We start from the raw sequence: 22713 nt of genomic DNA on the forward strand, positions 1-22713 counted from the left end.
TTAGTTTTCAGCAGAGGAGGAGGCCAAGATCTCTTGATTGCTGTCACGCGCCAGCAAGGTGAGTTCCATTTCATATTTGTCTCGGTCTCGAACCCGCTTCAAGAATCCCGGCCATAGATATCTCGTGTATAGACTTTTGATAGCACGTCGTCTAAATCGGCCGTTATGCGATTAGCGACGATTACGTCGCAACGCTCCTTGAATTCTGCCAAGTCGCGCACCACAGCTGAACCAAAAAAATCTTCCTGCTGCAACGCAGGCTCGTATACCAGCACGGGCACACCCTTGGCCTTTATGCGCTTCATTACGCCCTGTATACTGCTGAGGCGCCAGTTATCGCTTCCCATCTTCATGATCAATCGATAAACCCCCACGACCTGGGGTTTACGACGCAAGACATCATCTGCAATGAAATCTTTGCGCGTAGTATTTGCGGCAACGATTGCACCAATTAGCGTTTGCGGAACGTTCAGATAGTTAGCTAGCAGCTGTTTGGTGTCTTTTGGCAGGCAATAACCGCCGTAACCAAAGCTCGGATTGTTATATTGATTGCCAATACGAGGATCCAGCCCAACGCCTTGGATAATTTGCTGTGTGTCTAGGTTATGAGTGGCCGCATATGTATCCAACTCATTGAAGTAAGCCACGCGCATCGCCAGATAAGTATTGGAAAAAAGTTTGATGGCCTCAGCCTCGGTACTATCGGTGAAGAGAACTGGTATGTCTGTTCGCTCGGCGCCTTCCTGCAGGAGTTTTGCGAATAACCGAGCGCGTTCTGAGCGTGCTCCTATCACGATGCGGCTCGGATGTAGGTTGTCATAGAGTGCTTTGCCTTCGCGCAAAAACTCTGGTGAAAAGAACAACTCAAACGCGTCATTACTCGCCACGTGCTGCAATAAAGAGCGCAGCTTTTCGGTAAAGCCCACGGGCACTGTCGACTTGATTACGATCGCTGCATTTGGGGCATTGACCATGGCATCGCGAATCACCGACTCCACGCTACTAGTGTCAAAGCAATGAGTCGTGGCGTCGTAGTCTGTGGGCGTTGCAACTACAACAAAGTCTGCCTCAGAGTACGCATCTCGCGGATCCAAGGTAGCGCGCAGCTTTAATGATTTTTCTCGCAAGAAACGTTCAATTTCTTTGTCTTCAATAGGAGATTCACGACGATTAATTTGATCCACTTTAGATGGAACAATATCAAGCGTCACCACCTCATGGTGCTGCGCCAACAATACAGCAATTGAAAGACCAACATAACCAGTTCCCGCGATCGCGATTTTCATAAGTAAATCTATCTAGTAAATAGCTGTTCGCGTCTGTTGCGAAAGGTTTTGGCTGCACGCGATCGCGCCGAGCTTCCGCCCCACCAACGTTCAACTTGGCGGGCCGTCCGTCACAATCGCTGTCCAGGCAACGAACGCGACCCGGAACCAGGCTCGATTAGCGATGCCTGATGTAGACCTCGCTGGCGTTGTTGACCACCTGTGCAGACGGAAGGATCAAGCTGACCACGCGGTTCCACTTGACCAGCGGCACCGGGTCGACATACACGACGTCCTGCGACTGCAACCGGAACTGACTTGCCAACGCCATCGTCGCCGGGTTCTTTGCGTTCAGGTGAAAGATGGCCGGTGCGCCGGTCGCGCCTTGGCGAATCACGTAGATCTGCCCGGCGTTGGAGGTCGTCGTCATCGGACCACCCGCCTCGCCCAGGGCCTCACTGAGGCTCAAGCGACCGTTGCTGCGCATGGACAGGGCGACAGGCGCCATGATTTCGCCCATCACGAAGACCTTGGAGTCTTCCCGGTGCGCCACGCGGACGGTGTCACCGTTCTTCAGGGGGATGTTGTTCCCGTCATAGCCAGCCTCACGCAACCGGGTCATGTCGATCGGGACTGAACGGCCGTCGCGAATGAGCGTAACAGCCGAGCGATTGGCATTGGCCGTCATGCCGCCGGCGCGGTTGATCGCCTCGTTCAAGGTCATGGGCACATCGGTGAAGATCTGCGATCCCGGGTTACGTATTTCACCTTCAACATAGGCGCGACGGCTCCGGAAGGACTGGATGCGCACCGTCACTTGAGGATCGCGAACGTGCGGCCGCAGAAGCTTGCCAATCAGGTCGGAAGCATCGCCTTCACTCAAGCCAGCCACGCGCACACGGCCGATATATGGAAAAGCGATTTCGCCGTCTGCGTCAACGATGAAGCCCGGCGCCACTTGGACGCCGGTTGGGTCAGCGGCTTGCGAGATCACGGCGCCAGCGTTGGGCAACAGTTCTGGATGGTCGTAAACGATCACGCCTACGACGTCGCCCGACCCGATGGTGTAGCGCGCCCCCTTGCCAAACAACGCCTGCACCTCAGGCGGCACCCCCTTCGGCGACACCTCTGCCAACGTACGCACCAGCGCCAGCGAGATCGGAGTGATTTCACCCTCAGGCGCTTCGTCAGGAAGGTACCGGAACTGCGACGGCAACTCGCCGCCTGCTTCGTAAGGCTCCACCGAGCCCATGCCGGGCACCACGGCACAGCCCTGGAGCAACACCGCGCCGGCAAGCGCTACCCACGCGAGGGCTTTCGCATCTCTTCTCAATTCAGGTCCCTTGAAAGTCAGTCAGTCGTATCAACAACGAAGCGGCGAAAGAACGGCAATTCCCGGAGGCATGCAAGGCTCGCACATCCGATCTTTTGTATCGCGCTTCTTTTTCAAACACTTGTGATCACCACCACTACGCGGCACCATTTATGTAAAAATTTGAACAGCTATAGTCGCGCTGAAACTGGCAAATTCAGGCAACAAAGGTGCAGAATTCATCGCGGGGTCACGCAAGAACTAGGCGCACCCGGTCGGATGCGCTCTGACAGACAGAAGTCTTGAAGGTCGATTTCGCGCGGCCGCTCCCCACTGCTCCCCTCTCATCGTACCAGTGCAGTGCACTGTCAATGGGGCTTTGCCTGCGTTCCAGGATGCTTCTGGAATGCCCGCACTGCGCCGTTTTGCCTTCTTTTCGAGAGCAAAACACGACGTATCCGACCGGTTCTACCCATCCCGCGAAATTGGAAACAAGACGTTCCAAAGCGTAGTCGGCAAGGTTTAGCTACGGAGACTGGGTACCCTCCGTCCCTTCCAAGCAGGAGCCGCCAGCGGTCATTCCTGAGTTGCGGTCCCGCATCACCCGAGGCGCCGCCCGTCTTGCCCCCCCGCTTCCACAGGCATACTGGCACCCCTTTCAACAGCAGGTCTTCAGCACCCTTTCTGAATCATGAGCATCCTCAGTGAATTCAAGGAGTTTGCCGTCAAGGGCAACGTCATCGACCTCGCCGTCGGCGTGATCATCGGGGCGGCGTTCGGCAAGATCGTCGACTCGCTCGTGGCCGACATCATCATGCCGCTCGTGGGCATGGTGTTCGGGAAGCTCGACTTCTCGAACCTCTACGTGATCCTGGGCACGGTGCCGCCGGGCGTGGCGAACACGCTGGCGGAGTTGAAGAAGGCCGGCGTGCCGGTGCTGGCGTATGGCAACTTCATCACGATTGCTGTCAATTTCGTGATCCTCGCCTTCATCATCTTCATCATGGTCAAGCAGATCAACAAGCTGCGCAAGACCGAAGAAGCTGCCCCCGCAGCGCCGGCCGCCACGCCGGAAGACATCACGCTGCTGCGTGAGATCCGCGACAGCCTGAAGCGCCCCTGAGCTTTTCTTACTGGCCGCGCGCTCAGGCGCCGGCCAGCGTTCGCGCCATGCGCAACGCCTCGACGAGGCTCGAGGCATCGGCCACGCCCTGGCCCGCGATGTCGAACGCCGTGCCGTGATCCGGGCTGGTGCGCACCAGCGGCAGCCCGAGCGTCACGTTCACGCCCTTCTCCACCCCGAGGTACTTGACCGGGATCAGGCCCTGGTCGTGGTACATCGCGATCACCACATCGAACTCACCGCTGGACGGCACGCCGGCCTTGGCGCGCGCGCGCATGAAGACGGTGTCGGGCGCATGGGGCCCCTGAGCGTCGATGCCCTCGGCACGCGCGGCCTCGATGGCCGGCGCGATGACGGTGCGCTCTTCCAAACCGAACAGGCCGCCCTCACCCGCGTGCGGGTTGAGCCCCGCCACACCGATGCGCGGCGGCCGGCCGAGCGCGTGGGTCAGCGCGCGATGGGTGATGCGCAGCGTGTCCAGCACGCCGTCGAAGCGCACGGCCTCGATGGCGTCGCGCAGCGACATGTGGATGCTCACGAGCACAGTGCGCAGTTCGTCGTTGGCCAGCATCATGCGCACGGGCACATCGGCCACGGTGCGGCCCAGGTGGGCGGCGGCCTCGGCCTGCAGGAGCTCTGTGTGACCAGGGTACGGAAAGCCGGCCGCGGCCAGCGCTTCCTTGTGCAGCGGCGCGGTGACGAGCGCCGAGATCTCGCCGCGCAATGCGGCGCGCGCGGCCCACACCACACAGTCGCCGGCGGCGCGGCCGGCTTCGGCGCTGATGCGCCCTTGTTCGATGCCCGTCGGCGGCGCGATCACCTGCAGCACCGGGATACACCCCGGCGGCACGGTGGCCGCTTCAGCGACGCTGGCGATCTCCACGACAGGCCACGCCAGCCGCCCCGGCGCCGCCAGCGCCTGCGAGGCTTTTCGCAGCGTGCCGACGTCGCCGGCCACGAACGCACCGCGCACGGCGTCAGGCGCGTCGCGGAAGGCCTTGGCAATGATCTCGGGGCCGATGCCCGCCGGGTCCCCGAGCGTGATCGCGATCGGCGCCTTCATGCGGGGTTGTCGATGTCGATGAATTCGTGCTTCAGCCCGAGCTGCGCCGCCACATGGGCCGCCACGGCCTGCGCGCCATAGCGCTCGGTCGCGTGGTGCCCGCAGGCCAGGAAGGCCACGCCCAGCTCGCGGGCGTAGTGCGCCTGCGGCTCGGAAATCTCGCCGGTGATGAAGGCGTCGGCGCCGGCCGCGATGGCGGCCTCGAAGTAGCCCTGGGCGCCGCCCGTGCACCACGCGATGTTCTTGATCGGGCGATGGGCCGTGTCGACCAGCGTGACGGGGCGTTTCAGCACCTTCTCGACATGGGTCGCCAGGGCCTTGGCGCTGGCGAAGTGCTCGCCGTTCTCGCGCGCGCCCAGGAAGCCCAGCTCCTGCTCGCCGAAGCGCCCGGCCGACCCCGGATGCGCCACGAGCCCCAGCTGCAGGCCTAGCTGCGCGTTGTTGCCCAGCTCGGGGTGCGCATCGAGCGGCAGGTGGTAGGCGAACAGGTTGACGTCGTCGCCCAGCAGCAGGCCCAGGCGCTGCTTCATCCAGCCGGTGACGCAGCCGTCCTGGCCGCGCCAGAACAGGCCGTGGTGGACGAAGATGGCATCGGCCTCGGCGTGGATCGCGGCCTCGATCAGCGCGCGGCTGGCGGTCACGCCCGAGACGATCTTGCGGACCACGGTGCGCCCTTCGACCTGCAGGCCGTTGGGTCCGTAATCCTTGAAGCGCCCGGGGGCCAGCAGCAGGTCGAATGCGTGAAGCAGTTCGTGGCGTGTGGTGCTCATCGCGACATTGTCGCGCTCCCTGCGGCCGGCGCGCCATCGCGCATCGGGTGGCCGCGTGCGGCCAGGGGCCACAGGGCCAGCAGGAAACCCAGCGCCGCCAGCGCGGCGACGTAGTGCGCCGGCGCCATGGTGTCGTGCTGCAGCCAGAGCGTGAGGATCACCGGCGTCAGGCCGCCGAAGACGGCATAAGACATGTTGTAGGCGAACGAAAGCCCCGTGAAGCGCACCGGCGCCGGAAACGCCCGCACGCCCGCGATCGGCACGGTGGCGATGGTGCCCACGAACAGACCCACCAGCCCGTAGTGCCAGAACAGCGTGGCCGGCGTGCCGGGCAGCCCGGTGTAGAACAGGTAGGCGGTGGCAAAGAGGCCGCCCCAGCCGATGAGCATCACGGCGCGCGTGCCGATGCGGTCGCTGGCCCAGCCGACGATCACGCAGCCGATGGTCAGGGTCAGCGTGGCGAGCGCGTTGGCCTCGAGCGCCAGCGCCGCCGGGATGTGGTGCACCTTCTGCAGGTAGGTGGGCGTGTACAGCACGACCACGACGATGGCCGCGGACAGCACCCAGGTCTGCAGCCCCACGTACACGCTCGCCAGGCGGTGCTCGCGCAGCACGGTGCGCAGCGGCAGCTCGCGGGCGACCGTCTTGCGGCCGGCCAGTTCCTTGAAGACCGGCGTCTCGTGCAGGAAGCGGCGCAGGTAGACCGAGAACAGCCCGAACACACCGCCCAGGATGAAGGGAATGCGCCAGGCGAAGTCGTTCACCTGCTCCGGCGAGTAATGGCGGTTGATGGCCACGGCCACCAGCGAGCCCAGCAGGATGCCGCCGGTGATGCCCGAAGTCAGCGTGCCGATGCCGAAGCCGTAGCGCTTCGCCGGCACGTGCTCGCCCACGAACACCCAGGCGCCGGGCATCTCGCCGCCGATGGCCGCGCCCTGCAGCACGCGCATCGCCAGCAGCAGCAGGGGCGCCGCGACGCCGATGCTCGCGTAGGTGGGCAAGAGGCCGATCACCAGCGTGGGCGCCGCCATCAGGAAGATCGACAGCGTGAACATGCGCTTGCGCCCCAGCAGGTCGCCGAAGTGCGCGATGACGATGCCGCCCACGGGCCGCGCGAGGTAGCCCGCCGCGAAGATGCCGAAGGTCTGCAGCTGGCGCAGCCAGTCGGGCATGTCGGCGGGGAAGAACAGCGCGCCCAGCACGGTCGCGAAGAAGACGTAGATGACGAAGTCGTAGAACTCGAGCGTGCCGCCGAGGGCGGACAGGGCCAGGGTCTTGTAGTCGCGCGCATCGAGCGTGCGCGCCAGAGCGGGCGTGGCGCCGTCCGTGTAGGTAGCTTCTGAGGTCATGGCAGGCAGGGGTATCGTGGCTGCTCGCCTGCCTTGAACCGGATAGGGGCAGAGCGTGGCACGCCAACGAAAGAATCGCCTGGCCGCGTCCGCCGGGTGGGCGGCGCGGAAGGCCTGAGGGGGCGATCCGGGTCGGATCGCCTGCCGATACTAAGGGTTAGCCCGTATTCACGCCCCGCAGGCCGCGCAATCTCGACCCTGCCGCGTGGTCTATGGCGCCAGGCCGGTTGAGGGACAATTGCAACCGGCGCCGTCTTTCAGCGCTTTTCCAACGCTCTTTCTTCAAGCTTTCATGAAACGCACCTGGCTGCTCTTTGCCCAAGCCGTGACCGTCCTGCTGGCGGCCTACTTCGTCGTCGCGACGCTCAAGCCCGAGTGGATCCACAAGCGCTCGACCTCGCTGGGCGGCGTGGTGTCCATCGTGGAAGCGCCCAGCGGCGCGCCGGCCGTGCCCGCCGCGGGCAGCCTGAGCGCGGCGGCCAAGAAGGCCTCGCCGGCGGTCGTGAGCATCAACACCAGCAAGGCCGCGCAGCGCCACCCGCGCAGCGACGACCCCTGGTTCCGCTTCTTCTTCGGTGACCAGGCCGACCAGCCCCAGGTGGGCCTGGGCAGCGGCGTCATCGTGAGCCCCGACGGCTACATCCTCACGAACAACCACGTGGTCGAGGGCGCCGACGAAATCGAGGTCACCCTGAACGACAGCCGCCATGCGCGCGGCAAGGTGATCGGCACCGACCCCGACACCGACCTGGCGGTGCTGAAGATCGAGCTCGACAAGCTGCCGGTGATCGTGCTGGGCAACTCCGACGAGCTGCTGGTGGGCGACCAGGTGCTGGCCATCGGCAACCCCTTCGGCGTCGGCCAGACGGTGACCAGCGGCATCGTTTCGGCGCTGGGGCGCAACCAGCTGGGCATCAACCAGTTCGAGAACTTCATCCAGACCGATGCGGCCATCAACCCCGGCAACTCGGGCGGCGCGCTGATCGACGTCAACGGCAACCTGCAGGGCATCAACACCGCCATCTACTCGCGTTCGGGCGGCAGCATGGGCATCGGCTTCGCCATTCCGGTGTCGATGGCCAAGATCGTGCTCGAGGGCATCGTGAAGGAAGGCCAGGTGCGCCGCGGCTGGATCGGCGTCGAGCCGAGCGACCTGTCGCCCGAACTGGCCGAGACCTTCGGCGTGAAGGCCGACGCGGGCGTGATCATCACCGGCGTGCTGCAGAACGGCCCCGCCGCCAAGGCCGGCATCCGCCCGGGCGACGTGATCACTTCGGTGGGCGAGAAGAAGACCGACAGCGTGCAGGCCCTGCTGACCGCCGTGGCCGGCCTCAAGCCTGGCGACACCTCCCGCTTCGCGCTGCAGCGCGGCACCGACAAGATGGAACTGGACGTGACGCCGGGGCTGCGGCCGAAGAGCCCGATCAGGCAGCAGTTGCCCAACAACGAATAGACGAAGCAACGCAAGACGCGGCCGAGGCCGCGGAAGGCAAAAAGAAAGCGGCCCGAGGGCCGCTTTCTTTTTGGGCAAGCCGCCGGGGCGGAGCCGATCGATCCGGGGGATCAGGAACTGCCGGAAGACCCCGACCCTGCGCCCTCTTCCTCACCCTCGGGCGCCTTGCCAGCACCGGCGAAATAACGCGCCCCGATGATGCCCACCTCGTACAGCAGGCACATCGGCACCGCCAGCGCGAGCTGCGAGACCACGTCGGGCGGCGTCAGCACCGCGGCCACCACGAAGGCGATCACGATGAAGTAGCCGCGGAACGAGCGCAGCTTCTCGATGGTGACCATCTCGAAGCGCACCAGCAGCATCACCACGATCGGCACCTGGAAGGCCACGCCGAAGGCGATGTACAGCGACAGGATGGCCTCGACGTAGGAGGAGATGTCGGGCGTGGCCGCCACCGCCGCGGGCGTGAACTTCTGGATGAAGCCGAACATCTTGTCCAGCACGAACAGCTGCACGAAGGCGATGCCGCCGTAGGCCAGCGCACTGCCGAAGAAGATCAGCGGCAGTGCAAAGCGCTTCTCGTGGCTGTACAGGCCCGGCGCGACGAACATCCAGGCCTGGTACATGAGCCAGGGCAGCGCCAGCAGCACAGCCGCCATCATCAGCACCTTGAGCGGCACGAAGAACGGCGAGAACACGCCGATGGCGATCAGCTTGGCGTCCGGCGGCATGTGCGCGCGGATCGGCATGGCGATGATGTCCATCAGCCCGCCCGGGCCGGGCCAGATCGCCAGCAGGATGCCCGCGACCGCGAGGCCGTAGACGCAGTACAGCAGCCGGTCGCGTAGCTCGACCAGGTGCTGCACGAACGGCTGCTCGGTGCCCGCCAGCTCGTCTTCTTCTTTGTTCTTGTTGTCGGAATCGGCCATGGGGAAAGGAGAAAGCGTGGGAGACACAGGCGCACGGGGCGCCCGGGAACGCCGCAGGGCGTGCGCGCGTACGTCAGTTGATCTTGTGGGGGCGGAAGCGGGCGACCCGCGCCGCGCCCGACAGCGCCTTGGTGCGCACGCCGTTGCGTGCCTTGTACCAATTCGGCGTGGCGCCCTGCTTCAGGCGCCAGTTCTTGCGGGGGTGCCTGTATTCGGGCACCGCCTGCTCGGGCTCGGCCAGTGCCGACAAGGTGTCGCCGGACGCGCCGGAAAACTGCTTCTCGAACTCGCTGGCGCCGGTGTGGATGCTGTGCTCCACGTCGCGCGCCGCGTCCTCGACCGTGGTCTTCATCTTGCGGAGCTCGTCGAGCTCCATCGAACGGTTGACTTCGGCCTTGACGTCGTTCACGTAGCGCTGGGCCTTGCCGAGCAGGGCGCCCACCGTGCGTGCAACGCGCGGCAGCTTCTCCGGCCCGATCACGATCAGCGCCACGACGCCGATGAGCGCCAGCTTCTCAATGCCGAGGTCGATCACGGATGTGTGCCTGCGGTGCTCAGGACTTCTGGCGCGCTTCGACGTCGATCGTCGACTTGTCGCTGTTGGCCGGCTGGCCGGTCACTTGCTGCGTGGGAGCCGACGTGGTGGAGGCATCGGGGGAGGCCGAGCCGTCCTTCATGCCGTCCTTGAAGCCCTTGACGGCGCCACCGAGATCCGAACCCATGTTCCGCAGCTTCTTGGTGCCGAAGATCATGACCACGACGAGCAGCACGATCAGCCAGTGCCAGATGGAAAAAGAACCCATGGAGAACTCCTAAGAATGTGTCCGATTTTAGTCGGGGGGAATGTGACAGTTTGGCTTAACCCTGCTCAGCCGCGAAGCCAGGGCCGGGGGCCGCCCATGACGTGCACATGGAGATGGTGAACCTCCTGCCCGCCCTCGGTGCCGGTGTTCACGACGACGCGGTAGCCGCCGTCCGGATAGGGCCTGCAGCCCTGCTCCAGCGCCAGCTGGGGGGCCAGCGTCATGATCTTTCCCATGAGCGCCGAATCCTCGGGCGTGAGCTGGGCCATCGAGGCGATGTGCTTCTTGGGCACCAGCATGAAATGCACGGGCGCCCAGGGGGCGATGTCGTGGAAACCGAACAGGTCGTCGTCTTCGTAGACCTTGCGCGAGGGGATCTTGCCTTCGATGATTTTGCAGAAGACGCAGTTCGGATCAGATGACATCTTTGGGTTCCATGGGACGGCCGTCGTTCATCCGGATCATGCCTTTCACGATCCGGTAGAGGAACCACAGCGAAATCAGGCTCCAGGCGATCCAGCCCGGCACGAACAGCAGCAGCCAGAGCCACGAGGTGACGATGTACAGCAGGCCGGCCCACAGCACCGAGCGGATGCGCCAGCTGAAGTGCGAGGCCTGCCAGGTACCGGCCGCGTCGTCGCGCTTCACGAAATCGATCAGCAGGGCGATGAGCAGCAGCAGCACGGAGGCCTGCGCACCCGGCACGACCGCGCCGATGGCCACGATCAGGTGCAGCACGTAGCTGACCCAGCCCCAGGTCTTGAGGGAGTCGTCGGGTTCCACGTTCACGATGTCATTGGCCATGGTCGATGCCCTTTCAATCGATCAGTCAGTCGTTGGAAGCTTCGCGGGCCTGCACCTTGCGCAGGGCTTTTTCCTCGATGCCGCTGGTGCCCTCGCGGCGCTCGAGCTCCGCGACGACGTCGGCTGGCGAGAAACCGTAGTGGGCCAGCGCCACCATGGTGTGGAACCACAGGTCGGCCACTTCGTTCACTATTTTCGAGCGGTCGCCGCCATGGTCGGCGTCCTTGGCGGCCATCACGACCTCGGTGGCTTCCTCGCCGATCTTCTTGAGGAAGGCGTCGGGGCCCTTGTGCAGCAGCCGGGCGACGTAGCTTTTCTCGGGGTCGCCGCCGTTCGCGGGCAGGCGGCTCTCGAGCACCGCGGCCAGGCGGGCGAGCGCGTCGGAGGTGTTCGAATCGTTCACTGTGGCGCTCATTTGTAGATCGACTCCGGGTCTTTCAAGACCGGTTCGACCACGGTCCACTGGCCCTTCTCGTACTTGCTGAAAAAGCAGCTGTGGCGGCCGGTGTGGCAGGCGATGCCGGGTTCGTGCCCGAGCTGGGTCACCTTGAGCAGCACCACGTCGTTGTCGCAGTCCAGGCGGATCTCGTGCACGGTCTGCACGTGACCCGACTCCTCGCCCTTGAACCACAGCTTGTTGCGCGAGCGGCTGAAATACACCGCGCGGCCCAGCTCGGCGGTCTTTTCGAGCGCCTCGCGGTTCATCCACGCGAACATGAGCACGTCGTTCGTGCCTTGTTCCTGGGCGATCACGGGCACCAACCCGCTCGCGTCCCACTTCACTTCATCGAGCCAATTCATGGGGATATTGTCAAGGATAGGAAAAGACCCTTCCGGTCCCGCTCAGGCATCGATGCGCACGGGAATCCCGCGCTCGGCCATGCGCGCCTTGGCCTCGCCCACGGTGTGCTCGCCGTAGTGGAAGATGCTCGCGGCCAGCACCGCGTCGGCGCCGCCCTTCTGGATGCCGTCGGCCAGGTCGTCGAGGTTGCCGACGCCGCCCGAGGCGATCACGGGCACGTTGACCGCGTCGCTCACGGCGCGCGTCAGGGCCAGGTCGAAACCGCTCTTGGTGCCGTCGCGGTCCATGCTGGTGAGCAGGATCTCGCCCGCGCCGCGACGCGCCATCTCGGTCGCCCACTGCACCACGTCCAGGCCGGTGTTCTTGCGCCCGCCGTGGCTGTAGACGTCCCAGCCCGCGCCGCGCGTGGCGGCGTCTTCGGGGCTGCGGCGCTTGGCGTCGATGGCGACCACGATGCACTGCGAGCCGTACTTCTGGGCCGCGTCGCTGATCACCTGCGGGTCGGCGATGGCGGCCGAGTTGAAGCTGGTCTTGTCGGCGCCCGCGTTGAGCAGCCGGCGCACGTCGGCCACGGTGCGCACGCCGCCGCCCACGGTCAGTGGAATGAAGACCTGCGAGGCCACCGCCTCGATGATCGGCAGGATCAGGTCGCGGCCGTCGCTGGTGGCGGTGATGTCCAGGAAGGTGAGTTCGTCGGCACCCTGCGCGTTGTAGCGCGCGGCGATCTCGACCGGGTCGCCGGCATCGCGCAGCTCGAGGAAGTTGACGCCCTTGACGACACGGCCGCCGGTGACGTCGAGGCAGGGAATGATGCGTTTGGCAAGCATGGGGTGGTGAACCAGAGAGAAATCAGAGAACGCAAAGCTGTTGCCAGCCCTGCCATTGGGCGCCGGGCGCCAGCACGACGGGTTCGTCGATGCGGGCCGCCTCGACGCACAGCATGTGGCGGAAGCCCTCTGCGGGCATGTCCGCGAGTGTCGCACCGAGCACGGCGCCGGGGTTCCAGACCACGGTTTCGGTGCAGGTTTCGCTCTGGGTGATTTCGAGCGTGCCGTCGGGCTGCACCAGCCGCAGCGGCTGCGCCGGGGCGGTGTAGACGCTGTCGAACTCGGCGTCGAACTGCAGCGCGGCAGCGGTTTCGGTCTGGCGCACGTCGCGCACCGCGTCCCAGCGGGCGGCGCCCTGCAGGCCCTCGAGGCGCACGGCGGCGATGTCGTCCACGCGCAGGTAGGTGTGCAACGCGGCCGAAAACGGCCAGGGTGCGTCGCCGGTGTTGCTCAGGGTGAGCGCTGTGCGCAGCCGGCCTGCAGCGAGCGTGGCGTCCAGCCGCGCCTCGAAGGCATGCGGCCAGAGCCTGCGGGTGGCGTCGTTGTCGCGCAGCACCAGCCGCAGCATGTCGGGCGCGCCCGAATCCTCGCGAATCCAAGGCAGATTGCGCATGAAGCCATGCTTGGGGAGCATGCCGCGCTGGTTGAACTGGGGGCAGCACAGGGGAATGCCGCCGCGGATGGCGGTTTGGCCGTCAAAAACGGCCTTCGGACTCAGATACAGTCGCTCCCCACCGCGGGCCGGGGCCCAGGAAAGCACCTGGGCGCCATGCAACGCCACCGTCAGCGTGCTGCCATCGGCCGCCACGGCGTGCAACGCCGGTTGGCCTCGAAACTCGATCGAGCGGATATCCATGTGAGGAATTGTAGGCAGCCGCCGCATCCTGGCAGCAGGCCATTGCGTGCATCCGCCTTTCTTGGATACCCTGTGCCGGGTCGGTCCCGTGCACTCGAAAAGAACCACTCTCACACGACAAAGGGGATACGCATGAAGAAAAAGCTGCCCATGGCCGCCTGGATCCTGATCGCCATGGTGCTCGGCATCATCGTCGGTTACATGATCTTCACGAGCTTTCCCGACAAGAAGGCCGCCAAGGAGATCGCGGACTACGTCTCCATCGTCTCCGACGTCTTCCTGCGCCTGATCAAGATGCTGATCGGCCCGCTGGTGTTCTCCACGCTGGTGGTGGGCATCGCGCACATGGGCGACGCCAAGTCGGTCGGCCGCGTGTTCGGCAAGGCCATCGGCTGGTTCCTCACGGCCTCGCTGATCTCGCTGGTGATCGGCCTGGTCATGGCCAACCTGCTCAAGCCCGGCGAGAACCTGGGCCTGCCGCTGCCCGACATCGGCGCCTCGGCCAACCTGGCGACCAACAAGTTCACCTTCAAGGACTTCGTGAGCCACACGGTGCCCAAGTCGTTCGTGGAGGCGATGGCCAACAACGAGATCCTGCAGATCGTGGTGTTCTCGATGTTCTTCGGCGTGGCCCTGGCCTCGCTCGGGGACAAGGCCAAGACGCTGGTGGCCGCCATCGAGGAGCTGTCGCACGCCATGCTCAAGATCACGGGCTACGTCATGAAGCTCGCGCCGCTGGCGGTGCTGGCCGCCATGGCCGCCACCGTGGCCGTGAACGGGCTGGGCATTCTCATCAAGTTCGCCGTGTTCATGCGCGACTTCTACCTGGGCCTGTTCGTGCTGTGGGGCGTGCTGATCATGGCCGGCCTGCTGTTCCTGGGGCCGCGCGTGTTCAAGCTGCTGGTGCTCATCAAGGAGGCGTTCCTGCTCTCGTTCGCCACCGCGAGCTCCGAAGCCGCCTATCCGAAGATCCTGCAGGCGCTCGACCGTTTCGGCGTGAAGCGCAAGATCTCCAGCTTCGTGATGCCGATGGGCTACTCGTTCAACCTCGACGGCTCGATGATGTACTGCACCTTCGCCGTGCTGTTCATCGCGCAGGCCTACGACATCCACATGCCGATCAGCACGCAGATCACCATGCTGCTGATCCTGATGCTCACCTCCAAGGGCATGGCCGGCGTGCCGCGTGCGTCGCTGGTGGTGATCGCCGCCACGCTGAACCACTTCGACATTCCCGAGGCCGGCCTGCTGCTGATCCTGGGCGTGGACACCTTCCTGGACATGGGCCGCTCGGCCACCAACGCGGTGGGCAACTCCATCGCCACGGCCGTGGTCGCCAAGTGGGAGGGCGAGCTGCTGTCCGAGAGCGATGCCGAGGCCAACGCCAAGGTGCTCGACGAGGAAGCCGCCGCCACCCTCGCCCACCCGGCGCACGCGTGAGGCGCCACGCCATGACGCGCATCGCCACGCTGCCCCCTGCTGTCGCCGCATGGCTGCTGGCGGCCGTGGTCCTGGCCTTGCCGGCCGGCCCCGCGCAGGCGCAGGAACTCCTCACCGGCACGCTGGCCAAGGTGCGCGAGAGCGGCACCATCGCCATCGGCCACCGCGAGGCCTCTGTGCCCTTCTCGTACCTCAATGCGCGCAAGGAACCGATCGGCTATTCCATCGAGCTGTGCCGCGCGCTCGTCACGGCCATCGAGGACACGGTCAACAAGAGCCTCACGATCAAGTGGGTGCCCGTCACCTCCGACTCGCGCATCGACGCGGTCGTGAGCGGCCAGGTCGACCTCGAGTGCGGCTCCACCACCAGCAACCTGGAGCGCCAGAAGCGCGTGGCCTTCTCGCCGACGATGTTCGTCTCGGGCACCAAGGTGCTGGTGAAGAAGGGCGCGCCGATCCAGTCGTTCCGCGACCTGGCCGGCAAGAAGGTGGCCGTGACGGCCGGCACCACCAACGAGAAGACGCTGCGCGACCTGTCGCAGAAGTTCAAGCTCAACATCGAGCTGAAGGTGGCGCGCGACCATGCCGAGTCGTTCGCGCTCGTGAAAGAAGGCCAGGCCGACGCCTTCGCCACCGACGACGTGCTGCTCTACGGCCTGATCGCCCGCGACGCCGCCAAGGCGCAGTACGAGGTCGTGGGCGACTTCCTCTCCTACGACCCGTACGCGGTCATGTACCGCAAGGGCGACCCGCAGCTGAACAAGGTGGTGATCGACACCTTCCAGGTGCTGGCGGAAGACGGCGAGATCCACCGCCAGTACAAGCGCTGGTTCATGCGCAAGCTGCCCTCGGGGGAAAGCCTCAACCTGCCGATGAGCGCGCAGCTGGAAACGATCATCCAGACGATGGCGGTGAAGGCCGAGTAGGCCCGCCAGCCCTTCTCTACCGCGCGGGCCACTCCCAGCGCGGAATCTCGCTCATGTCGAGGTTCGCGATGCGGGTCTCGCCGAAGCGCTTTTCGAGCACCACCGGCTGCAGGCCCTCGCTGTCGTCCAGGGCGGCGATCAGGCGCGCCGCATGCGACACCACGATCACCTGCGACGACCGCGCGGCCTGCGCGATGAGGCGGCCCAGCGCCGGCAGCAGGTCGGGGTGCAGGCTGGTCTCGGGCTCGTTGAGCACCAGCAGCGCGGGCGGACGGGGCGTCAGCAGCGCCGCGATCCACAGCAGGTAGCGCAGGGTGCCGTCCGACAGCTCGGCGGCCGTCAGGGGCCGCAGCAGGCCGTGCTGGTGCATCAGCGTCTCGAAGCGGTCGCCGTTCGCCTGCACCTCGATGCGGGCGCCCGGGAAGGCGTCGTCCACGGCGCTGTCGAGCGCCACGCCGTCGCCGATCTCGCGAATGGTCTGCAGGGCCGCGGCCAGATCGGCCCCATCGTTCGCCAGCACGGGCGTGTAGGTGCCCAGCTGCGGCTGGCGCGCGGGCGCCTCGGCGTCCGAGCGGAAGTGGTCGTAAAAGCGCCAGGAGCGCATCTGCTCGCGCAGCGTGAGCATCTCGGGCGCGTCGCGCGGGTCGGCGTGCTCGGTCATCATGCTGGCGAAGGCCGGGATCGGCCGGCCGACGGCCTGCCAGCCCTTGCCGTCACGCAGGCGCAGCGCGGCGCCCTTGCGGTCGACCAGGTGCGTGGCGGGGCGCAGCAACGGGCCGCTCCAGATCGCCTCGTGCTTGATCTGCGGGTCGCGCGAGAAGGCGGTCGATGGGACCGGCGGCGGCAGGCCGATGTCGATGGCGTAGCCGAAATCGTCGGTTTCAGCGCCGGCGAAGCCCAGCTTCAGCGCCACCGGCTCGCTGCGCGTGGTGCCCTGCACCGGCTGTTCGCCACGCAACATGGCCGCCGAAAAGCGCTCGGGCCCGGCCCACAGCGTGGAAGACAGCCCGCCCTCGCGCACCAGCGAGCGGATCACGCCGCCGTTGGCGATGTCGGCCAGCAGGCGCATCGCGCGGTACACGCTCGACTTGCCGCTGCCGTTGGCGCCCGTGACCACCGTGAGGCGGTCCAGCGGCACCGTCAGCTGGCGCAGCGAGCGGTAGTTGGCGATGGCGAGCGCGGAGAGCACGCGCCGCTACGGCAAAGGCGTCAGGCGCCGGCCAGCGCGTCCGCGCGCGCCTGGGCGGCGGCGAAGTCGAGGTCGCCCGAGTAGATGGCGCGGCCGCAGATCACGCCCTCGACGCCCTCGGACTCGACCGCGCAGAGCTGGTCGATGTCGGCCATGTTCGACAGGCCGCCCGAGGCGATCACGGGAATGGTCAGCGCCTGCGCGAGCTTGACGGTGGCGTCGATGTTGATGCCCGAGAGCATGCCGTCGCGGCCGATGTCGGTGTAGATGATCGATTCGACGCCGTAGTCCTCGAACTTCTTGCCCAGGTCGGCCACCTCGTGGCCCGTGAGCTTGCTCCAGCCGTCGGTGGCGACCTTGCCGTCCTTGGCGTCCAGGCCCACGATGATGTGGCCGCCGAAGGCGCTGCAGGCGTCCTTCAGGAAGCCGGGGTTCTTGACCGCGGCGGTGCCGATGATCACATAACGCAGGCCGTCGTCGATGTAGCGCTCGATGGTGTCGAGGTCGCGGATGCCGCCGCCGAGCTGCACGGGGATGTCCTCGCCGACTTCCTTCAGGATCGCCTTGATCGCTGCGTGGTTCTGCGGCTTGCCGGCGAAGGCGCCATTCAGGTCGACCAAGTGCAGCCGGCGCGCGCCGGCCTGGACCCATTTGCGGGCCATGGCGGCGGGGTCTTCGCTGAAGACCGTGGATTGGTCCATGTCGCCCTGCTTGAGGCGAACGCAGTGGCCGTCTTTGAGATCAATGGCGGGAATGAGGAGCATGGAAGTGACGCGAGTGTGCGAAAGCCGGGCTGCGAACGGTGCGGCCCGGGCGGGAATATAAGGTCAGGGGTTCCAATGGAGGAAGTTGCGATACAGCTGCAGCCCATGGTCCGCACTCTTCTCCGGGTGGAACTGGGTGGCAAAAATGTTATCGCGTGCGATGGCCGCGGTAAAGCATGCCCCGTAATCGGCCTCGCCCACGCTGTGCCGGGCATCCGCCGGGCACGCGTAGAAGCTGTGCACGAAATAGAAGTAGCTCTGGTCGGGAATGCCTGCCCACACCGCGTGCGGCTGGGCCTGGCGCACCTGGTTCCAGCCCATCTGCGGCACCTTGAAGCGGCTGCCGTCGGGCTGCAGGCGACCGGCCAGGTCGAACTTGACGACCTCGCCGGGAATGAGCCCCAGGCCGTCGGTCGGGCCTTCGTCGCTGCGCGACAGCAGCATCTGCATGCCCACGCACACGCCGAAGAGCGGCTTGCTGGCCGCGGCTTCGAGCACCGATTCGAGCAGGCCCGAGTCGCGCAGCTCGCGCATGCAGTCGGGCATGGCGCCCTGCCCCGGCAGCACCACGCGGGTGGCCTGGCGCACCACGTCCGGGTCGGAGGTGACGAACACCTCCACGCCCACCTGGTCGGCCGCATGGCGCACGGCCTGCGACACGGAGTGCAGGTTGCCCATGCCGTAGTCGACGACCGCGACGGAATTCTTTGCTACAGATTTCATAGCTGTTCGCTGAGGGATTTCAGAGCGAACCCTTGGTCGAGGGAATGACGCCGACGGAGCGCGGATCGAGCTCCAGCGCGCCGCGCATGGCGCGCGCGAAGGCCTTGAACACGGTCTCGCACTGGTGGTGCGCGTTCACGCCCTTCAGGTTGTCGATGTGCAGCGTGACGAAGGCGTGGTTCACGAAGCCCTGGAAGAACTCGTAGGTGAGCTGGCTGTCGAAGGTGCCGATCATGCCGCTGGTGAAGGGCACGTGCATCACGAGGCCGGGGCGGCCCGAGAAATCGATGACGACGCGGCTCAGCGCTTCGTCCAGCGGCACGTAGGCATGGCCGTAGCGACGGATGCCCTTCTTGTCGCCGATGGCCTTGGCCACGGCCTGGCCGAGCGTGATGCCCACGTCTTCCACCGTGTGGTGGCCGTCGATGTGCAGGTCGCCCTCGCAGTCGATGTCCAGGTCGATCAGCCCGTGGCGGGCGATCTGGTCGAGCATGTGATCGAAAAAGCCGATGCCCGTGGAGAGCTTGGCCTTGCCGGTGCCGTCGAGGTTGACGCTGACCGTGATCTTCGTCTCGGCGGTGTGGCGGGTGACCGTCGCGATGCGATCGGTGCTGCCCGGGGTCGTGGGGGTGGTCATAGTGAGGCTTCGAGCGCCGCCAGCATCTGCGTGTTCTCGTCGGCCGTTCCGACGGTGAGGCGCAGGCAGTTGGCGAGCAGTTCATGCATTTTAGAAACGTTCTTCACCAGCACCCCGCGGGCCTTCATGCCCTCGAAGGTACGGGTGGCATCGGGCACGCGCAGCAGGATCATGTTGGCGTCGCTGGGCCAGGTCTTCACGCCCGGCAGCCGGGCCAGCGCGGCCATGAGCTGGTCGCGCCCTTCGCGGATCTGGCGCGCCTGCGCCTCGAACACGTTCGCGTGCTCCAGCGCGAACAGCGCGGCCTCGCAGTTGAGCACGCTGATGTTGTAGGGCGGGCGCACCTTGTCGATCTCGGCGACAAGCGCGGCGGGGCCCATGAGGTAGCCCAGGCGGATGCCGGCCAGGCCGAACTTGCTCAGGGTGCGCATCAGCAGCACGTGGCGGTGCTTGGCGAGCCGGTCGATGTAGCTGCGGGCGGCGAAGGGCTGGTAGGCCTCGTCGATCACCACCAGGCCGCCTTGCGCGCCCTGGGCCTGCACGATCTTCTCGATGACGGCGTCGTCCCAGAGGTTGGCGGTCGGGTTGTTCGGGTAGGCGAGGTAGACGATGGCGGGCTTCTCGCGCGCGATGGCGGCCAGCATGGCGGCCTCGTCGAGTTCGAAATCGGCCGTCAGCGGCACGCCCACGAAGCGCAGGCCCTGCAGCTGGGCGCTCATCGCGTACATGACGAAGCCGGGCACGGGCGCCAGCACGGCGGCGCCGGGCTGGTCGCAGGCGATGCCCAGCAGCGAGATCAGTTCGTCCGAGCCGTTGCCTAGCATCAGCCCGAAGCCTTCGGGCAGGCCCGAATGGGCGGCCAGCGCGCGCTGCAGGTCGGCGCCGCGGTCGCCGGGGTAGCGGTTGAGCGCCAGCGCGCCCAGGCGCGCGCCCAGTTCGGCCTGCAGCGCGGGCGGCAGGCCGTAGGGGTTCTCCATCGCGTCGAGCTTGAGGAAGCCGCGCGCGTCCTGCACCGCGTAGGCGTGCATGGCGCGCACGTCGGCGCGGATGCGCTCGAGGGGCAGGCGGGTGTCGGAGGCGGAAGAGTCGGAAACGGTCATCGGGTGCAGCGGTAGCTGTTGCGGAGGGCGCCGGCCATGACCAGTTGCACGGGCATGTCGGCTTCGTAGCTGTCGGCGTTACGGCTCAGCTCGGTCTGGTAGAGCGAGCGGGCCATCGAGGGTTCGAGGCGGCGGCCCTCGATGCAGAACGGCGGCACCTGGCCGTTGCGCTGCGACGACTCGACGCCCTCGCGCAGGCCTTCGAGCACGCCGACGAGGTAGTAGCTGGCGTAGGCCTTGCCGTCCTTCTCGTTGGCTTCGAGCGTGCGCAGCTCGCGGATGCTCATGGCCTGCGCGCCGGCGCCGATCGCACCGGCCGCCAGGGCGAGCAGCAGCGCCGGCAGGCGCGGCAACAGCAGGACGGCGGCGCGTTGCATGGCCTCGCTGGCTTACTTGCGGTAGCGCGGCGGCGGCGCGTACGCGCCGTCGGCCGGGAAGGCGCTGGGCTGCGACGGCGAGGCGTCGCGGCGGGTGCGGCGCGGGGCGTTCGGCTCTTCGAGTTCGAACAGCGCGGCGCCGATCACGCCGATGTTGCGCACGTCGCCGGCCTCGGTGTTCGCGGCGTAAGCACGGCCCGGCGTGGCGAAACGGAAGGCGGCCACTTCGCTCTGGCTCTTGCGGAAGCCCTCGATGTTCAGGGTCTGCTGCGGGCGCAGCACGTAGCCGCCGTTGCGCAGGCTGCCGGGCTTGCCGTTGAGCACGTCCAGGCCGTCGACGGTGGCGATCACCTCGTAGCTGCGGTCGCTGAGGTTGCGAAAGCGCAGCGTGTAGCGCGCGCCTTCCACGCCGGCGAGGCGGAACATGTCATTGCCGCTTTGGCGCGCGCGCTGCAACGGCAGCGGGCGGTCGTTCTCGTCGAGCACCGACCATTCGATGTCGCCCTGGGCCAGCTGCAGGTTCAACCGGCGCTCGGGGTTGCTGCCCGCGTCGCGGCGCACGCTGGCCGCGTCGTTGTAGCCGATCGAGGCCACGTCGTCGGGCTGGTCGGACAGGCGCTTGGCAGCCACCGTGCGGGTCTTCGACTCGATGCCTTCGCCCCATTGCGTGCCGAGCTGGGCCGGCGCCGGTGCGGGCTTTGCAGCACTGGACGTGGCCGCCATCGCCGTCGTCTCGGCGCGGTTCTGCGGCATCTGGGTGCAGGCGGCCAGCAAGGCGGCACCGGCAACGAGGCCGGTGGCGAACCGGAAAAATCGCGAGCGATAGAGGCGTTGAATCATCTGGCGTGCTCCTCCCTGAAGCGGGGTTGTTGGAGCCTCAGATCTTACGCAGGCGCATGCGCGCGGCTTCGGCGTGCGCCTGCAGGCCCTCGCCTTCGGCCAGCGTGACGGCGATCGGGCCCAGCACCTGCGCGCCGGCCTCGCTCACCTCGATGAGGCTGGAGCGCTTCTGGAAGTCGTACACGCCCAGCGGGCTCGAGAAGCGCGCCGTGCCGCTCGTGGGCAGCACGTGGTTCGGGCCGGCGCAGTAGTCGCCCAGGCTCTCGCTGGTGAAGTTGCCCAGGAAGATCGCGCCGGCGTGGCGCAGCAGCGGTTCCCAGCGGTGCGGTTCGCTGCTGCTGACCTCGAGGTGTTCGGGCGCGATGCGGTTGCTGATCTCGCAGGCCTCTTCCATGCTCTTCGTGTGGATCAGCGCACCGCGGCCGTTGAGCGATGCGGCGATGATCTCGGCGCGCGGCATGGTCGGCAGCAGGCGGTCGATCTCGGCCTGCACGCGGTCGATGTAGGCGGCGTCGGGGCACAGCAGGATGCTTTGCGCCAGCTCGTCGTGCTCGGCCTGGCTGAACAGGTCCATGGCCACCCAGTCGGGTGGCGTGGAGCCGTCGGCCAGCACCAGGATCTCGCTCGGGCCCGCGATCATGTCGATGCCCACGGTGCCGAACACGCGGCGCTTGGCGGCAGCCACGTAGGCGTTGCCGGGGCCGGTGATCTTGTCGCAGGCCGGGATGGTGGCCGTGCCGTAGGCCAGCGCGGCCACGGCCTGCGCACCGCCGACGGTGAAGCCGCGCGTCACGCCGGCCACGTAGGCGGCGGCGAGCACGAGCTGGTTCTTCTCGCCCTTCGGCGTGGGCACGACCATGATGATCTCGCCCACGCCCGCGACGTGCGCCGGAATGGCGTTCATCAGCACGCTCGACGGGTACGCGGCCTTGCCGCCCGGCACGTAGATGCCCACGCGGTCGAGCGGCGTGACCTTCTGGCCGAGCAGCGTGCCGTCAGCGTCGCGGTAGCTCCAGCTTTCGCCGGAGGCCTTCTTCTGCGCCTCGTGGTAGCTGCGCACGCGGCGGGCAGCGGCTTCGAGCGCGTCGCGCTGCACGGCCGGGAGGCCCTCGAACGCGGCCTTCAGTTCAGCCTGCGTGAGCTCCAACTCGGGCAGCGTCTTCGCGTCGAGCTTGTCGAAGCGGTTGGTGTACTCCAGCACCGCCTCGTCGCCGCGCTTTTGCACGTCGGCGAGGATGTCGGCCACCACCTTCTCGATCGCCGCGTCCGCGTCCGCGGACCAATGCAGCCGCGCCTTGAATTCAGCGTCGAAGCTGGCTGAGTTCGTGGACAGTCGGGCGGGGGCTGCTTGCAGAGTCATG

26 protein-coding genes are annotated in these 22713 nt (G+C 66.4%); 4 read left to right on the plus strand and 22 right to left on the minus strand.

Features of this window, described 5'->3' with window-relative positions:
* Positions 1-98: 98 nt before the first annotated feature.
* Positions 99-1286 (minus strand): nucleotide sugar dehydrogenase, encoded by a 1188-nt coding sequence (locus tag AC07Q9_RS05835; protein ID WP_495307964.1) that lies wholly within the window; start codon positions 1284-1286, stop codon positions 99-101.
* Positions 1287-1443: 157 nt separating this feature from the next.
* Positions 1444-2517 (minus strand): polysaccharide biosynthesis/export family protein, encoded by a 1074-nt coding sequence (locus tag AC07Q9_RS05840; RefSeq protein ID WP_495308229.1) that lies wholly within the window; start codon positions 2515-2517, stop codon positions 1444-1446.
* 751 nt (positions 2518-3268) lie between these two features.
* On the opposite strand from AC07Q9_RS05840, the gene mscL reads away from it, so the two are divergent.
* A complete protein-coding gene (gene mscL / locus AC07Q9_RS05845; RefSeq protein ID WP_139701059.1) occupies positions 3269-3700 on the plus strand; it encodes a large conductance mechanosensitive channel protein MscL in 432 nt (143 codons plus the stop codon).
* Positions 3701-3722: 22 nt separating this feature from the next.
* Here the strand turns inward: mscL and pdxA are convergent, their stop codons facing one another.
* The 3 genes from pdxA to AC07Q9_RS05860 are packed head-to-tail and all read right to left on the minus strand — an operon-like array spanning position 3723 to position 6882.
* Entirely contained in the window at positions 3723-4763 is a 1041-nt protein-coding gene (pdxA, locus tag AC07Q9_RS05850) for a 4-hydroxythreonine-4-phosphate dehydrogenase PdxA (RefSeq protein WP_495307966.1), read from the minus strand.
* Positions 4760-5533, minus strand: a complete 774-nt coding sequence (locus tag AC07Q9_RS05855; protein WP_489058948.1) for a Nif3-like dinuclear metal center hexameric protein — start codon at positions 5531-5533, stop codon at positions 4760-4762. The genes pdxA and AC07Q9_RS05855 overlap by 4 nt, the downstream gene beginning before the upstream one ends.
* Complete coding sequence (locus tag AC07Q9_RS05860; protein WP_495307969.1) at positions 5530-6882, minus strand: MFS transporter; 1353 nt, start codon at positions 6880-6882, stop codon at positions 5530-5532. Before AC07Q9_RS05860 ends, AC07Q9_RS05855 begins: the two co-directional genes overlap by 4 nt.
* 292 nt (positions 6883-7174) lie before the next feature.
* Between AC07Q9_RS05860 and AC07Q9_RS05865 the strand changes: the two genes are divergently transcribed.
* Positions 7175-8335: a S1C family serine protease gene (locus AC07Q9_RS05865; protein WP_492679609.1), complete on the plus strand. Its 1161-nt coding sequence runs from the start codon at positions 7175-7177 to the stop codon at positions 8333-8335.
* A 110-nt stretch (positions 8336-8445) separates the two neighbouring features.
* Here AC07Q9_RS05865 and tatC read toward each other — a convergent pair whose 3' ends face one another.
* The 9 genes from tatC to AC07Q9_RS05910 all read right to left on the minus strand — a co-directional run bounded on the left by tatC (position 8446) and on the right by AC07Q9_RS05910 (position 13356).
* Entirely contained in the window at positions 8446-9264 is an 819-nt protein-coding gene (tatC, locus tag AC07Q9_RS05870) for a twin-arginine translocase subunit TatC (RefSeq protein ID WP_495307971.1), read from the minus strand.
* A 73-nt stretch (positions 9265-9337) separates the two neighbouring features.
* Entirely contained in the window at positions 9338-9799 is a 462-nt protein-coding gene (gene tatB / locus AC07Q9_RS05875; protein ID WP_062471652.1) for a Sec-independent protein translocase protein TatB, read from the minus strand.
* Positions 9800-9818: 19 nt separating this feature from the next.
* Entirely contained in the window at positions 9819-10067 is a 249-nt protein-coding gene (tatA, locus tag AC07Q9_RS05880; RefSeq protein ID WP_062471655.1) for a Sec-independent protein translocase subunit TatA, read from the minus strand.
* A gap of 65 nt (positions 10068-10132) precedes the next feature.
* Complete coding sequence (locus AC07Q9_RS05885) at positions 10133-10492, minus strand: histidine triad nucleotide-binding protein (protein ID WP_159278421.1); 360 nt, start codon at positions 10490-10492, stop codon at positions 10133-10135.
* Complete coding sequence (locus tag AC07Q9_RS05890; RefSeq protein WP_056572726.1) at positions 10482-10871, minus strand: DUF4870 family protein; 390 nt, start codon at positions 10869-10871, stop codon at positions 10482-10484. The genes AC07Q9_RS05885 and AC07Q9_RS05890 overlap by 11 nt, the downstream gene beginning before the upstream one ends.
* A gap of 25 nt (positions 10872-10896) precedes the next feature.
* Entirely contained in the window at positions 10897-11286 is a 390-nt protein-coding gene (locus tag AC07Q9_RS05895) for a phosphoribosyl-ATP diphosphatase (RefSeq protein ID WP_139701050.1), read from the minus strand.
* On the minus strand, positions 11283-11672 hold the full coding sequence (hisI, locus tag AC07Q9_RS05900) for a phosphoribosyl-AMP cyclohydrolase (protein ID WP_495307973.1): 390 nt from the start codon (positions 11670-11672) through the stop codon (positions 11283-11285). Before hisI ends, AC07Q9_RS05895 begins: the two co-directional genes overlap by 4 nt.
* Before the next feature lie 42 nt (positions 11673-11714).
* Positions 11715-12500 carry an imidazole glycerol phosphate synthase subunit HisF gene (gene hisF, locus AC07Q9_RS05905; protein ID WP_056572731.1) on the minus strand — a complete coding sequence of 262 codons (786 nt, stop codon included), beginning with the start codon at positions 12498-12500 and terminating at the stop codon, positions 11715-11717.
* A 22-nt stretch (positions 12501-12522) separates the two neighbouring features.
* A complete protein-coding gene (locus AC07Q9_RS05910; protein ID WP_495307975.1) occupies positions 12523-13356 on the minus strand; it encodes a D-hexose-6-phosphate mutarotase in 834 nt (277 codons plus the stop codon).
* A gap of 132 nt (positions 13357-13488) precedes the next feature.
* On the opposite strand from AC07Q9_RS05910, the gene AC07Q9_RS05915 reads away from it, so the two are divergent.
* Positions 13489-14796: a dicarboxylate/amino acid:cation symporter gene (locus AC07Q9_RS05915; RefSeq protein WP_062471672.1), complete on the plus strand. Its 1308-nt coding sequence runs from the start codon at positions 13489-13491 to the stop codon at positions 14794-14796.
* Between the two features lie 11 nt (positions 14797-14807).
* Entirely contained in the window at positions 14808-15722 is a 915-nt protein-coding gene (locus tag AC07Q9_RS05920; protein WP_495307977.1) for an amino acid ABC transporter substrate-binding protein, read from the plus strand.
* A gap of 16 nt (positions 15723-15738) precedes the next feature.
* Here the strand turns inward: AC07Q9_RS05920 and AC07Q9_RS05925 are convergent, their stop codons facing one another.
* The 8 genes from AC07Q9_RS05925 to hisD form a co-directional block, all read right to left on the minus strand.
* The gene (locus AC07Q9_RS05925; protein WP_495307980.1) at positions 15739-16911 is read right to left on the minus strand and encodes an AAA family ATPase; all 1173 of its coding nucleotides are present in this window, start codon (positions 16909-16911) and stop codon (positions 15739-15741) included.
* A 20-nt stretch (positions 16912-16931) separates the two neighbouring features.
* Entirely contained in the window at positions 16932-17675 is a 744-nt protein-coding gene (gene hisA / locus AC07Q9_RS05930; RefSeq protein ID WP_489058963.1) for a 1-(5-phosphoribosyl)-5-[(5-phosphoribosylamino)methylideneamino]imidazole-4-carboxamide isomerase, read from the minus strand.
* Positions 17676-17738: 63 nt separating this feature from the next.
* A complete protein-coding gene (gene hisH, locus AC07Q9_RS05935; protein WP_062471685.1) occupies positions 17739-18398 on the minus strand; it encodes an imidazole glycerol phosphate synthase subunit HisH in 660 nt (219 codons plus the stop codon).
* Positions 18399-18417: 19 nt separating this feature from the next.
* The gene (gene hisB / locus AC07Q9_RS05940) at positions 18418-19035 is read right to left on the minus strand and encodes an imidazoleglycerol-phosphate dehydratase HisB (protein ID WP_062471688.1); all 618 of its coding nucleotides are present in this window, start codon (positions 19033-19035) and stop codon (positions 18418-18420) included.
* On the minus strand, positions 19032-20135 hold the full coding sequence (hisC, locus tag AC07Q9_RS05945) for a histidinol-phosphate transaminase (protein ID WP_495307982.1): 1104 nt from the start codon (positions 20133-20135) through the stop codon (positions 19032-19034). The genes hisB and hisC overlap by 4 nt, the downstream gene beginning before the upstream one ends.
* Positions 20132-20512 (minus strand): hypothetical protein, encoded by a 381-nt coding sequence (locus AC07Q9_RS05950; protein WP_070059929.1) that lies wholly within the window; start codon positions 20510-20512, stop codon positions 20132-20134. The genes hisC and AC07Q9_RS05950 overlap by 4 nt, the downstream gene beginning before the upstream one ends.
* Before the next feature lie 12 nt (positions 20513-20524).
* A complete protein-coding gene (locus tag AC07Q9_RS05955; protein ID WP_495307985.1) occupies positions 20525-21352 on the minus strand; it encodes a hypothetical protein in 828 nt (275 codons plus the stop codon).
* Positions 21353-21389: 37 nt separating this feature from the next.
* A complete protein-coding gene (gene hisD / locus AC07Q9_RS05960) occupies positions 21390-22712 on the minus strand; it encodes a histidinol dehydrogenase (protein WP_492679583.1) in 1323 nt (440 codons plus the stop codon).
* Position 22713 lies beyond the last annotated feature (1 nt).

It is taken from the genome of Variovorax sp. GW821-FHT09A10, from assembly GCF_059418385.1.